Here is a 13,567-nt window from a genome sequence, read left to right on the forward strand (position 1 = left end):
CCCCATGTGCCGGCTCTTCCCGAACTGCGGGGCGGTTCTTCCCCGAACCGCCCCGATTTTTCGGCGGCGATATCGCGGCCAGGTCATAGCGCCGCTCCGCCGGCTTGCCGCTCCGCGGCCGCCACGCCATGGTCGCGGCGATGACCGATACACCCTCCGTCAAGCGCCTCGCCGCCGCGGCCAGCGCCTGGCGAGCGTCCCCCGATGATGCGGCCGCGCGTACCCGACTGGCGGCGCAGCTGTCGCGCCGGCCCGATCTGGCCGATGCGTCGCACCTGACGGCAATTGCAGCGATGATCCGCGATCCGGGGATCGATCCCGCCCAGTTCGAACGTTCAGGCTGGATTGCGCTAGGCTCCGCCCTGCCCGACCCCGGCGATCCGCAGGCCGCTGCGCGCTGGCTCGACCGCGACGATCTCGCGATCGCGCTGGTCGAGGAAACCCAGGTCGCCGATGCCGCCGCCGAGCGCGTGTTGAGCGCGGTGCGCCGCTGGCTGCTGCTCGACCGCAAGACTGCCGCTTTTCCTCGCCTCACGGCGGCGTTGCTCCGGCAAGCGACGATCAATGGTGGTGCCTGGCCGTTCGATGCCGAAGAGCGAGCGGCGCTCTCCACGGCGCCCGATTTCCGCTCCGCCTATTTGCCCGAACCACCGGCCGCCATCGGCGCGGACTTCGCCGCGCCAGTGACGCGCGCGGTGGCGGCGCAATATGGTCGCTGGCCCTATCCGGTGTGGCAACGACCGAACGCCGTCACGCTACGATCGCTTGCCGACACGTTGCGCACGTGCGGCCCGGACGCACCGATCCTGCCCGAGCGGCCCAATATCCTGGTCGCCGGGTGCGGCACGGGACGCGAAGCGATGAGTCTCGCTCGCCTGGCGCCCGATGCGGCGGTGACGGCGATCGAGCTCAGTGAGACCTCGCTGGCCGTCGCGCGGGCGCGTTGCGCCGGGCAAGCCAATTTGCGGTTGCTGCGCCACGATCTCCATGCCGTCGCCGAGCTTGGCCAGCGGTTCGACTATATCGTCTGCTCCGGCGTGCTTCATCATCTGCCCGATCCTGAAGCCGGCTGGGCGGCGCTGGTCGGCGTATTGGCGCCCAGCGGCGCGATGCAGGTCGCGCTGTACAGCCGGATCGCGCGGTTGTCGGTCGCCGCCGCGCGGATGCGGCTCGGCGCGCTGATGCGCGAGCCGGTCAGCGACGACCTGATCCGCGAGGCACGGCGCCGGCTGATCGCCGCGCCGGTGCCCGGCGTCACCAACTCGCGCGATTTCTTCAGCACAGCGGGCGTCCACGATTTGCTGTTCCACGTTCATGAGGATTGCTTCGACGTGCCGAGGATCGAGCGGGCGATCGATGCGCTGAGGCTGAAATTGCTGCGCTTCGGGCTGCCGGCGCCGGAGGACGCTACGCGGTATCGCAAAATGGCGCCGCACGACCCGCTGCACCGCGATCTCGCTGCCTGGCATGCTTATGAAATGCGCAATCCGTCGACCTTCGCGGCTATGTACAAGATGACGCTCGCCCGCGCGTCCTGACGGTTGCCCCGCCGGGCGCCGTTCCCTAAGTGTTCACGCGTGACCGACCCTGCCCCCGCCTCTCTTCCCGACGATCCGCCCTATCTGCGCGGCCTCAATCCGCCGCAGCGTGAAGCGGTGCTGACCACCGACGGCCCGGTGTTGGTGCTGGCCGGTGCGGGCACCGGCAAGACCGCGGCGCTGACCGCGCGGCTCGCGCATCTGTTGTGGACGCGCAAAGCCTATCCGTCGGAGATCCTCAGCGTCACTTTCACCAACCGCGCCGCGCGCGAGATGAAGGAGCGCGTCGGCCGGCTGGTCGGCGACGCGGTCGAGGGGATGCCGTGGCTCGGCACCTTCCACGCGATCGGCGCCAAGATGCTGCGGCGCCATGCCGAACTGGTCGGATTGCATCCCAATTTCACCATCCTCGACACCGACGACCAGCTCCGCCTGCTCAAGCAATTGATCCAGGCCGAGGATCTCGACGAGAAACGCTGGCCGGCGCGCCAATTGGGCGGCCTGATCGACGAGTGGAAGAATAAGGGCCTGACCCCCAAGGACGTCGATGCCGGCGAGGGCGAGCGCTACGCCAATGGCCGCGGCGCGCAGCTTTATGCCGCCTATCAGGACCGGTTGCGCGCGCTCAACGCCTGCGATTTCGGCGACTTGCTGCTCCACATGCTGACCATCCTGAAGACCGATCGCGAGGTGCTGCAGCTTTATCAGCAGCGCTTCCGCTACATCATGGTCGACGAATATCAGGACACCAACAGCGTCCAATATCTCTGGCTGCGGCTGCTGGCGCAAGAGCGCAAGAACATCTGCTGCGTCGGCGACGACGATCAGTCGATCTATTCGTGGCGCGGCGCCCAGGTCGAGAACATCCTGAAGTTCGAGAAGGACTTCCCCGGCGCCAAGGTGATCCGGCTCGAACAGAATTATCGCTCCACCCCACACATCCTCGCCGCCGCGTCGGGGGTGATCGCCAACAATTCGGGCCGGCTCGGCAAGACCTTGTGGACCGAGCATAATGACGGCGAGAAGGTCAAGGTACTCGGCGTCTGGGACGGGCCCGAGGAAGCGCGCCGCGTCGGCGACGAGATCGAGGCCGCGCAACAGATCCGCAAGGGCAGCCTGGACGACATCGCCATCCTGGTCCGCGCGCAGCACCAGACGCGCGAGTTCGAAGACCGCTTCATCTCGATCGGCATGCCCTATCGCATCGTCGGCGGTTTTCGCTTCTACGAGCGGCAGGAAATCCGCGACGCGCTCGCCTATCTCCGCGTCGTCGCCCAGCCGGCCGACGATCTGGCGTTCGAGCGCATCGTCAATACCCCCAAACGCGGCCTGGGCGACAAGGCGCTGGCCAAGGTCCACCAGCTCGCCCGCGCCGAACAGGTGCCGCTGACGACCGCGGCAGCGCGCATCCTCGACACCGACGAACTCACCCCGCAAGCCCGCCGCGCGCTCGGCAACCTCGTCATCGACATCGCCCGATGGCGAGACATGCTGAACTCCTCCGCGCTTCGCGGCGAGGGCGACCAGTTAGCGGAGCTAACTGGTGGAGGGGGCGTGCCGCACTCGGAACTCGCCAGAGTGATCCTCGACGAATCCGGCTACACCGCCATGTGGCAAGCGGAGAAATCCGCCGACGCCGCCGGCCGCCTCGAAAACCTGAGCGAACTCGTCCGCGCGATGGAGGAATATGAAACGCTCGGCGCGTTCCTCGAACATGTCAGCCTCGTCATGGACAATGAGGCCCAGGCCGACGAGGCCAAGGTCACGATCATGACCATCCACGCCGCCAAGGGGCTCGAATTCGACACCGTGTTCCTGGTTGGCTGGGAAGAAGGCCTGTTCCCCTCGCAACGCGCGCTCGACGAAGGCGGGCTAACCAGCCTCGAGGAGGAACGCCGCCTCGCTTATGTCGCGATCACCCGCGCGCGGCGCCGCGCGATCATCATCCACGCCGCCAACCGCCGCATCTACGGCCAATGGACGTCGAGCATCCCCAGCCGCTTCGTCGCCGAACTGCCCGACGCGCATATCGAGAGCGAAAGCAGCATGTCGGGCGGCGAAAGCCTGTGGCGCGCGAACTGGAGCGAGCGCGCGGATCCGTTCGCGGATGTCGGGCGCGGGACCGGGCGTGGGCCTGGGTGGCAGCGGGCCGCAGGGACGCTCAACGCGGCCAAGCCGGGTGGGGAATGGCAGAGCCGGACGTTCACGCGCGAACCGGCGCGGGTGGTGGAGAGCCGCGCGAGTGCGGTGAGTTTGGGGAATAAGGGTCGGTCCGATTTGAACATAGGAATGCGAGTATTCCATCAGAAGTTCGGTTACGGACTGATTGCTGAGATCGAAGGGAATAAGCTCGAGATTGATTTTGAGCAGGCTGGGCGGAAGCGTGTAATGGATAGTTTTGTGACAGTGGGGTAAATAGTGCCGAGCACAGTTTTTTGGTCATGGCAGAGCGATCGTCCGGCCCGCGTAACGCGAGATGTAATCCGTGACGCTCTGTGTATAGCCATAGGAAGGTTAGCTGCTGATTTCGATGAGGCGGAACGCCCAGAGATAGATCACGACACTTTAAATACCCCAGGGTCGCCAGAAATAGTGGCTACGATATTCGAGAAGATCGACGAATCATCGGTCTTCGTCGCCGACGTAACTCCGATAGCCGTCAGTGCGGAGGGCAAGCATATCGCCAACCCCAATGTTCTCATCGAACTCGGATACGCAAAAAAATCACTTGGACCTGAGCGCGTTGTATTGGTTTGGAATCCGACATTTACGAGCGCCGAACCCGAAGACTTGCCGTTCGACATGCGACATCGGCGCGCACCGATAAAGTTGAACCTCGCTGAGGACGCATCAAGATCCGCGTTACGCCAAGCGCGAGAGAATTTAACAGAGAAACTAGAAGAAGCGCTAAGGTTATGTATTGATAATGCGCCTCTCCGCCCTAAAGAATCCCAGAAATCCGAACGCCAACGAACTGCTCGCCCAGAAATAGTTGCAAACTTTGTATCTGAGGACGGAGACATCCTCGACAAGCTCGATTTTGAGCGAATCGTTTTTGAGCCTCTATCCGTTGGAGAAATTGATGCGTTCGTCGAACGGATTCGGGAGGCCTTTCCTATCGAAACCGATTTTGGCACTGCCGCTTCAACGTCACGGCCACCAATTCCCCAGGACGCCATAGGCCGTCCGTTCATTAGTGAATTTATATCGGCGAAAGATACCGAAATATCGACCTATCGCGAGAAATCCTATCCCGATTGGCTAGAAGAGTGCAGGAAATACTTTTCCGAACTAGCCGGCCGAATAACATTTTTGAAATTTTGCCCGACATTGCGCGTTAGAGTTCAAAACATTGGCACCCAACCCGCCACAAATACCCTTGTTCGATTCTCCAGTAGCTCTATGGTTTTTTTACCCTCAGAACCCGGCACGCCCCTATTGAAATTGGCCCACACTGACCAAGAAATAGCTGCGGCTTTGCCGCCGCTTCCGGATCGCCCCAAAGCACCCCGGGGATATTGGAAAACTAGTAGGTTTAGTGATCTCACTCCGCTCTTTAGCGGTCCGCTCAGTCCAGCCTTCGACCCTTCTCGCAATGTGAGGGATTATTCTGAACTTTTAAGCAAGAGAGATCCCGACAGATTCTACTGGAAGGACGACAAGCCGATAACACCATCAAATAATATGGCCATGACTTGCGGCAATTGGCGGCACGGCGTAGATGAAAAATTTTTTCAGTTTAGATTATTTCCGCGAGTATCGACGGACAATATATACGACGAGATGGTCTGTCGTATTCATGCTGACAATCTTACCGAGTCCATAACAATATCATGCCCGGTGTTAGTCGAAAATACTCCCCATTCTACAAAAGATATTGCTGAATATCTGTTAAATTCTCTACTAAAAAACATAAACTAGAACGCGATCTATTTATGGGCGATCCAGAATAAACTGATGCGCGATCTCGTTATTTCAATTTAATGATTCGCCGCCGTCGTAAATAGAAATCACCGAATTAGGATGACCTGGATACATCACTACTGGCGGAACGTTTGACCCTCACCCGCCGCCCCAACCACCGATCCCCCATCCACACCAGCAACGCCCAGGCCGTCCCGAAACACCAGCCCGCCAGCACATCGCTCGGCCAATGCACGCCGAGATACACCCGGCTCATCCCGATCAGCACCGCGAGCAGGCTGAAGAACGCGACCACCGCGACGCGCCCCGCTCTGCCCCGCCAGCCGTCGCGCGGCATGCCCTCGGCCAGCATCAGCGCCAGCGTCAAATAGACCGCGGATGAGATCATCGCGTGGCCGCTGGGGAAGCTGGCATTGGTCACCTGAACCAGATGCGGGACGAGATCGGGCCGCGGGCGGGCGATCCAGCTCTTGAGCAGGCCGTCGATCACCGAACTGCCGATCAGCGACAGCGCGATCCCCGCCGCCTCCGACCTTTTACCCGCGCCGATCAGCCAGGCGATGCCGGCGACGCCGAACAGCCACAGCAAGGTGTAGCCGCCGAGCGCGCTGATATCGACCGCCGACTGCAACAGCCAGGACGGCCCGATCGGCGTCTGCGGATGGCCAGGCACGCGGAGAGCGAGCAGCAAGCGGGTGTCGAACGAGAAGCCCTCGCCCTCGATCAGCTCGTCGGCAAGATGGACGCCGAGCAATATCAGCGAGACGGCGAACAAGGCGAGCGCGGGCCACGCCCAGCTGCCACGCCGGGCGGGGGCGGTTACCCGTTCGATATCGTCCGCTTCGGCCATCGCTCCTCCAACGCGCGAACTCTCGCACGGTCCTGGCTTGTGGACCAGACGAAGGGTGCTCTCCGCTCCCCTCCCGTTTTACGGGAGGGGAACATCTGCGCGATCGCGCCTCCAGCACTGAAGCCAATGTGAACCTGCCAGAGACGGGTCGTTCAGGAACCATAACGGCTGCGAATCGTATCGTTCGGAACGGCTCATATCGGGCCAGGAGAGGTTACATGAAGACGTTCCTGATAGCGGCTGGCCTGATGGCCACCATGCTGGGCGTTACGCCAGCGGTCGCGGCGCCTGTTGCCGGCAACGCGCCGGGGATCGAAGCACCGCAGTCGCGTGGCGACGTGCGTGACGATCGCCGCGATGATCGCGGGATGGATCGGCGCGATGATCGCGGCGACCGCCGGATGGACCGTCGCGACGATCGTCGTGGCGATCGCTGGGACAATGGCCGTCGCGACGGTCGCCAGGATCGTTGGAACAACGGTCGCGGCAATCGCTGGGGCTGGAACAGCCGCCGTTGCCACAATGAGCGCCGTCATCACCGTTGGGTGCGCGTCTGCGGTCGCAACTGGCGCTGAACGAACAAAAGAGGGGCGGCCGGTCGGTCGCCCCTTTTCATGTCACCACAAATTCTTGCCGTCCAACACCGTCACTGGCCAGTCGGCCGCTTCGAAATCGTCGAACAGCCGCGCGTTGACCGCGATCCGCCGCGTCTTGCCGTCCCAGCTGCCGTCGCGCTGGAAATCCGGGCTGTCGGCGTAGAGATCGCACCCGCACGCCGAGCAGAAGTGATTGTGCACCATGCGGCTGTTCCAGCGATAGATCGCATCGCCGTCCGCCTGCGTGACCTTGAACTGCTCGGGCGGATAATAGGCGTAGAGATGCCCGCGCTTCGAGCAGAACGAGCAGGTGCAGCGGGTCAGCTTTTCGGGTAGGTCGCCATCGACCTCGAACGCATTGCGCCCGCAATGGCATCGGCCGGTCAGTGTCATCAATGCTCTCCCTTCCGATACTAGCTACGCTCGACTGCGTGGGAGGTTGCTGCCTCCGCCCGCGGACGCGCTCAACCGCTCAGGAAAACAGCGCCGCCACGAGCGTGACCAGCGCCAGCGATTGGATCATCGCGATATTGGCTTCCCACCAGCCGCGCAGCAGGGAAACGCCGAGGTGTCGCGCGAACCAGCGCGTCTGCAGCAATCCATACCACAGCAAGGCAATCGCCCCGAGCACGAGCCCCGCTACCCCGCACCATAAAGGCTTGAGGGTGAGGAGGATCCCCGCAATGCCGAGCACCAGGGCGAACGGCGCGGTGACATAGCATTGGCTGTAAAATGGTGGCCTGAGCGTATCGCGGTCGAGTCGTTGCTTCTGCTGCCGCACCAGCCGCGCCGCCATGATCAGCGGAAAGACGCTGAACGTCGCCAGCCGCAGCACCAGCAGATTGGTATCGTCGCCGACCACCGCATCGAGCCCGACCTTGCTCGCGACGATCGGGCTCTGCCCCACGGTCGCGAGTTCGATGCCGTGGCTGAGGATCAAGGTCAGCAGCAGGAATAGCGGCGGCGTGAGCGTGTCAGTATATTGCTGGTCGGGCCGGTCGCCGAGCTCGATATCGGCGTAGTTCATCATCTCCTGCGGCCGCGCCACCGAGCGCCACAAGGTGACCGGATAGAAGATCAGCCACGACATCACTTCGTAGAGAAGCTCGTCGAGCGACTTCAGCAGCGTGAAGAACCCCATGGCCGACCCCCTGTCAGGCGACCGGGGGAGTTGAGCATGAAAAAGCGTTTCAGGCCAGCGCGATGGCGCGGGCGATGCGGTGGATCAGCCCTCTACCGCCATCAGCGTCGAGCCGACGAAGCGCTCGTCCTCGGGCTCGTAGACCGAGCTGGTCACGAAATCGCGCTCGTCGAGCCGCAGCCCGACCAGCCCGTCGAGCTTGAACAGCCCGACTTTCTCCTCACGCGGGCGCTGCCCGTCGCGCTCGATCGTCACCGCGGCGACGTAAAGCGCGCCGTTCTTGGTGAACAAGGCGTGCGGCGCCAGGATCACCGCCATGCGGTTATAGGTCGCCGCAACGCACTTCTTGCGGACGATCCCTTCCAGGATGACGGGGGCACCGCCATTCGGCGCGGGATCGGTTTTCTCAGCGAGGTACATGACTCGGGTTATAGCGTATATGCTGCATTGCAGCAAGAACGTCGGGCCGAAATGTGCTCGCCCATCGGTCAGCCGCGTCAGTCGTCGCGCTGTTCGATCGTCACGCGGTCTGGATAGAAAGCGAGGTGATCGCGGATGTCGGCGACCGCCTCGTGCGGCTGCTCATAGGTCCAGATCCCATTCTCGCCGCGCTCGATCCCGGGAATCGAGAAATAGGACGCCTCGCCTTTATACGGGCACCAGCTGTGGTGATCGGTCCGCTCGAGCGCCGCCAGATCGGCATCGGCGCGCGGAATATATTGCACCGCGGGGTAGCTCGCTTCCTGCAAGATCAGAGCGCTGCGCGTGTCGGCGAGCACCTTGTCGCCCGCCATTACAACGACGCGCTTGGCGTTGGGCGTCACGGTAATCGGATGGTCGGGACCCGGTATCAGCGTAGGGCGGGCGGTGGCGGTATCGGACATGGCGATCCTCCTTGGGACTGCCAGTCAGATGGGTCCGCCCCCTGCCCTACTCAATAGCCGCTCATCGAATAAGGCCGCGACGCGATGCTCGCCCCCCACGTCTTGTTGGGCGTCGCCGTCATCGTGAACCGCAACGTGCCGCCGCGCATGATCTCGTCATGCCCGATCCACACACGGTCGAGCGGTTTGCCGTTGAGCGTCACCGCACCGACATAGCGGTTGGCGGCCGACAGACTGTCGGCGAGGATGGTGAAGCGCTTGCCATTGGGCAGGTTGAGCGTCGCGCGGTCGACGAACGGCCGGCCGATGACATATTGCCCGCTGCCCGGCGCGACCGGATAGAAACCGAGCGACGTGAACCCCAGCCAGGCCGACATCTGACCGAGATCGTCATTGCCCGCCAGGCCGTCCGGCGTCGGCTTATACTGGCTGTCGACGATCTGCTTGAGCCGCTCCTGGGTGCGCCACGGCGCGCCGGCATAGGCATAGAGATAGGCGACGTGGTGGCTTGGCTCGTTGCCATGGATATATTGGCCGATCAGCCCGGCAATGTCCTCGGCATGACTGTAATCGACCTTCGAATTGTCGAAATCGAACATCGCGTCGAGCTTCTTGACGGTCGCCGTGTCGCCGCCGAGCAGCTTGATCAGCCCGCCCTGGTCGTGCGGCATGAACCACGAATATTGCCAGGCATTGCCCTCGGTATAATCCGATCCGTAGTTGATCGCGGTCGGGTCGAACGGCGTGCGATAGCTGCCGTCGGCCTTGCGCGCGCGCAGCCAGCCGGTCCGGGTATCGAAGCTGTTGCGCCAGAAGGCGGCGCGCTTCTCGAACGTCTCGGCGACATCGTTGCGGCCGAGCTTCCGCGCCATCCGCGCAATCGTCCAGTCGTCGAACGCATATTCGACCGTCTTCGATGCCGCCTCGGGCTCGCGGTCGATCGGGACGTAGCCGAGCTTCATATAGTCGCCGAGCCCGCCATACGGCGCATAGGTCGCGCTCGCGACCATGGCGTCGAGCGCCTTGTTGGCGTCGAACCCCTTGATGCCCTTCAGATACGCGTCGGCGATGACCGGCACGGCGTGATAGCCGATCATGCACCAGGTCTCCTGCCCCTGGAACTGCCAGATCGGGAGAATACCGTATGGGCTCTGGTCACGGCTCACCATCAGCGAGCGGACGACATCGGTCGAGGTCTGTTGCGGCTGGACGATCGTCAGCAGCGGATGTTCGGCGCGGAACGTGTCCCAGAGCGAAAAGGTCGAGCGGAAAGTGAAGCCCTCCGCCTTGTGAACCTGATCGTCGGGCCCGCGATAGCGGCCATCGGCATCGCCGGCGATGCTCGGCGCCATCATCGAATGATAGAGCGCGGTATAGACCGACTTGCGGATCCCCGGCTCGGCCTGGATGTCGATGGCGCCCAGCGCCTTCGCCCAGGCCGCCTCGGTCTTTGCCCGGATCGCGTCGAACCCGCCGGGCTCGCTGTCGAGGTTGCGGATCGCGCCGTCCTCGTCGACGCTGGATATCGCCACCCTGACCTCGAGCGGCGCGTCGAGCCGGCCGAAATCGAGCCGCGCGACCAATGCCCTGCCCTTGATCTCGGCGATGTCGCTGCCGGTGCGGCCCGGGCCCTTGAAGCCCTTGTACGGAATGTCGGTCTCGCGATTGACGAACTCATGGCCGGCGAGCGGTCGCGAGAAGCGCATCGCGAAGAACAATTTGCGCCCCGGCGCCCAGCCGCGCGTCTCGCGACCCCCGGTCAGGGTGCCGTCCGCGCGCAGGCGGACCGACGACCAGGAGACCTTGCCTGGGTAATTGTAGAGGCTCGACCGTAGGTCGAACACGAGATGCGCGGGCTTGCCGCCCGCGAACGTATAGCGATGGACGCCGATCCGCGTGCCCGCGGTCAATTCGGCGCGGACGCCGGCGTCGGTCAGGTTGACGGCATAATAGCCGGGCGACGCGACCTCGCCCTGATGGGTGAAGCGCGAGCGGTAGCCGCTGCCGGGTTTGGCGGGATCGCCCGGCTCGAGCGGCACCGCGTCGCCCGCCACCGGCATGACCAGGAAATCGCCGAGGTCCGAATGGCCCGAGCCCGAGAAATGCGTCTGGCTGAAGCCCTGGATTGTGGGATCGTCATAGCGATAACCGGCGGCATGGCCGTAACAGGTGCGGATCACGCAAGTCGCGTCGGTGTCGGGTGACACCTGCATCATCCCGAACGGCGACACCGCGCCGGGGAAAGTATGCCCTTCTCCGCCGGTGCCGATGAACGGATCGACCGAAGCGACGGCGCCCGACGGCGCGGCCTGGGCGATCGGCGAGAGGACCAGCCCGCATACGGCGAGTAGGGCGGGAAGGCGGCGCGGGGGGAGGATCGGCATATTGTGCTTCAAGCACAGCGGGGGCCTTGCGCCAAGGTTGTCGGCGAAATCAGCTCATTAGAACTCCCCTCTCCCGCTTGCGGGAGAGGGAGGGGCCCGCGCAGCGGGAGGGTGAGGGTCTTTTTTTCTTTTTGGCTTCGGCCGCTCGGAAGAAGGAAGAAGACCCTCACCCTCCCACCGCTTCGCGGCGGGTCCCTCCCTCTCCCGCAAGCGGGAGAGGGCTAGCGATGTTCGTGACTAAGTCCCTATTTTGGGGTTGTCCTCCCCTGATTCCCGGGAGCATGAGCCTCCCCATGCCGCATCCGCTCGTCGCTCGCCTGAACCTCGCCCCGCATCCCGAGGGCGGGTGGTTCAGGGAAACGATGCGCACCCCCGACCCGCGCGGCGGCCGCGATCTCGCCACCGCGATCCTGTTCCTGCTCGATGTCGGCGAGCGATCGCACTGGCATCGCGTCGATGCCGCCGAATTGTGGATCTGGAACGATGGCCATCCGCTCACCTTGCTGATCCATGAAGACGGCGAGACGCGCGACCATCGCCTGGGTCCGGACAACCCGCAGGTGCTGGTCCCGGCGGGCGCTTGGCAAGCGGCCGAACCGCGCGACGGCTGGACCTTGGTCAGTTGCGTGGTGACGCCGGGCTTCGATTTCGCCGGCTTCGAACTGGCGGCGCCAGGATGGAGCCCGGCATGAGCGCCGACCATCACCTCGAACCGGAAATCGAACCGGCGCGCAGCGATGGCCTGCCGCTGCCCAAGCGCTACCTCGCGATCGGTGCGCTGTGCGCCGGCACGGCCCTGGTCATCATCGACGGCGGCATCGCCAATGTCGCGCTGCCGTCGATCGCGCGCGACCTGAAGGTCGATTCGAGCTCGGTCGTCGCGATCGTCACCGTCTATCAGTTGATGCTCGTCATGCTGCTCCTGCCCTTTGCCGGGCTCGGCGAGCGGATCGGGCTGAAGCGAATGTACCAGGTCGGGCAGATGATCTTCACCGTCGCGACCCTGCTGTGCTTCTTCGCCAAGAGCCTGCCGTTCCTGCTGGTCGTCCGCGCGGCGCAGGCGATCGGTGCGGCGGGCGCGCTCAGCGTGTCGTCGGCGCTGATCCGCTCGACCTATCCGTCGAAGCAATTGGGCCGCGGATTAGGGATCAACTCGGTGATCGTGTCGAGCTCGGCCGCCGCCGCACCGACGATCGGCGGCCTGGTGCTGGCGATCGCGCCCTGGCCCTGGGTCTTCGCTTGCGCCATTCCCTTTGCGTTGCTCAGCCTGGTGCTCGGTCGTGCATTGCCCGACCCCAAGCCACGCCATGCGCATTTCGACCTGCTCGGCGCCGTCATGTGCGCGGCGATGTTCGGGCTGGTGATCGGCGGCGCGGAAAGCGCGGTCCATGGCAATAGCCCGGTTGTCTCGGCGGCGATCGTCGCGACCGGTGCGTTGATCGGTTATTATTTCGTCCGTCGCGAACGGGGCGACGCCAACCCGATCCTGCCGCTCGATCTGCTCGAACGCCCCGTCATCGCGCTGTCGGTGATCGGCGCTTATACCGCATTCATCGCGTCGATGACGTTGCTGCTGTCGACCCCGTTCCGACTGACCCAGGAATTCGGCTTCAGCGCGGCGATGGTCGGCGCAGCGATCGCACCCTGGCCGCTGACCAACATGATCGTCGCGCCGATGGCCGGCTGGCTGTCCGACCGCATTCCGGCGGGTCTGCTCGGCGGGATCGGTATGTGTGTCAGCATCGTCGCGCTGCTGCTGATCGCGTTCCTGCCCGATCACCCGACCTATTTCGACATCGCCTGGCGGATGGCGCTGTGCGGATCGGGCTTCGGCACCTTCCTGCCGCCCAATGCCCGCCTGATCATCGGCAGCGCCCCGCGCGACCGCGCCGCGGCGGCGGGCGGGCTGATCTCGACCGTGCGCCTAACGGGGCAGACTACCGGTGCGACCGTCGTGGCGCTGTTGCTCGCGCTCGGTATCGGCGCTGGGCGCGTGCCGCCGCTGGTGTCGGTTGGATTGGCGGTCGTCGCCGGCCTGTGTAGCATCGCTCGCCTGCGTCCGTCGATCCGCAATCCCACGCGGACCGAGGTTCAAGGGGACGTGCCGACGCTCAAGACGACGCGGTAGTTTTTAGCCCTCTCCCGCAAGCGGGAGAGGGTTAGGTGAGGGTCTTCTTTCTTCTTCGAAGCGGCGAGTACCAAAAAGAAGAAAGAAGACCCTCACCCTCCCACCGCCTTCGGCGGCGGGCC

General features: G+C 64.0%; 12 protein-coding genes. 6 read left to right on the plus strand and 6 right to left on the minus strand.

Annotated features, from left to right (window positions below; genetic code table 11):
* The first annotated feature begins 140 nt into the window (after window positions 1-140).
* The 3 genes from AC1DRD_RS12935 to AC1DRD_RS12945 are packed head-to-tail and all read left to right on the plus strand — an operon-like array spanning window position 141 to window position 5,459.
* Complete coding sequence (locus tag AC1DRD_RS12935; protein ID WP_478041680.1) at window positions 141-1,538, plus strand: class I SAM-dependent methyltransferase; 1,398 nt, start codon at window positions 141-143, stop codon at window positions 1,536-1,538.
* Between the two features lie 39 nt (window positions 1,539-1,577).
* Window positions 1,578-3,953, plus strand: a complete 2,376-nt coding sequence (locus tag AC1DRD_RS12940; RefSeq protein WP_478041681.1) for an ATP-dependent helicase — start codon at window positions 1,578-1,580, stop codon at window positions 3,951-3,953.
* A gap of 3 nt (window positions 3,954-3,956) precedes the next feature.
* Window positions 3,957-5,459, plus strand: coding sequence for a hypothetical protein (locus AC1DRD_RS12945; protein ID WP_478041682.1), 1,503 nt, complete (start codon window positions 3,957-3,959; stop codon window positions 5,457-5,459).
* A gap of 97 nt (window positions 5,460-5,556) precedes the next feature.
* On the opposite strand, the gene AC1DRD_RS12950 is transcribed toward AC1DRD_RS12945, so the two are convergent.
* Entirely contained in the window at window positions 5,557-6,312 is a 756-nt protein-coding gene (locus AC1DRD_RS12950; protein WP_478041683.1) for a phosphatase PAP2 family protein, read from the minus strand.
* 218 nt (window positions 6,313-6,530) lie between these two features.
* Here AC1DRD_RS12950 and AC1DRD_RS12955 point away from each other — a divergent pair, with 218 nt between their 5' ends.
* Window positions 6,531-6,887, plus strand: coding sequence for a hypothetical protein (locus AC1DRD_RS12955; protein WP_478029181.1), 357 nt, complete (start codon window positions 6,531-6,533; stop codon window positions 6,885-6,887).
* A 42-nt stretch (window positions 6,888-6,929) separates the two neighbouring features.
* On the opposite strand, the gene AC1DRD_RS12960 is transcribed toward AC1DRD_RS12955, so the two are convergent.
* The 5 genes from AC1DRD_RS12960 to AC1DRD_RS12980 form a co-directional block, all read right to left on the minus strand.
* The gene (locus tag AC1DRD_RS12960; RefSeq protein WP_478041684.1) at window positions 6,930-7,301 is read right to left on the minus strand and encodes a GFA family protein; all 372 of its coding nucleotides are present in this window, start codon (window positions 7,299-7,301) and stop codon (window positions 6,930-6,932) included.
* Between the two features lie 79 nt (window positions 7,302-7,380).
* Complete coding sequence (locus AC1DRD_RS12965; protein WP_478041685.1) at window positions 7,381-8,049, minus strand: hypothetical protein; 669 nt, start codon at window positions 8,047-8,049, stop codon at window positions 7,381-7,383.
* Window positions 8,050-8,133: 84 nt separating this feature from the next.
* Entirely contained in the window at window positions 8,134-8,469 is a 336-nt protein-coding gene (locus AC1DRD_RS12970) for a WYL domain-containing protein (RefSeq protein ID WP_478041686.1), read from the minus strand.
* A 77-nt stretch (window positions 8,470-8,546) separates the two neighbouring features.
* On the minus strand, window positions 8,547-8,933 hold the full coding sequence (locus tag AC1DRD_RS12975; RefSeq protein ID WP_478041688.1) for a DUF427 domain-containing protein: 387 nt from the start codon (window positions 8,931-8,933) through the stop codon (window positions 8,547-8,549).
* 50 nt (window positions 8,934-8,983) lie between these two features.
* The gene (locus tag AC1DRD_RS12980) at window positions 8,984-11,317 is read right to left on the minus strand and encodes a GH92 family glycosyl hydrolase (RefSeq protein WP_478041689.1); all 2,334 of its coding nucleotides are present in this window, start codon (window positions 11,315-11,317) and stop codon (window positions 8,984-8,986) included.
* A 293-nt stretch (window positions 11,318-11,610) separates the two neighbouring features.
* On the opposite strand from AC1DRD_RS12980, the gene AC1DRD_RS12985 reads away from it, so the two are divergent.
* Window positions 11,611-12,009, plus strand: coding sequence for a cupin domain-containing protein (locus AC1DRD_RS12985; protein WP_478041691.1), 399 nt, complete (start codon window positions 11,611-11,613; stop codon window positions 12,007-12,009).
* Complete coding sequence (locus AC1DRD_RS12990; RefSeq protein WP_478041693.1) at window positions 12,006-13,445, plus strand: MFS transporter; 1,440 nt, start codon at window positions 12,006-12,008, stop codon at window positions 13,443-13,445. Before AC1DRD_RS12985 ends, AC1DRD_RS12990 begins: the two co-directional genes overlap by 4 nt.
* Window positions 13,446-13,567 lie beyond the last annotated feature (122 nt).

This window comes from Sphingomonas sp. P4_G2, assembly GCF_056401155.1.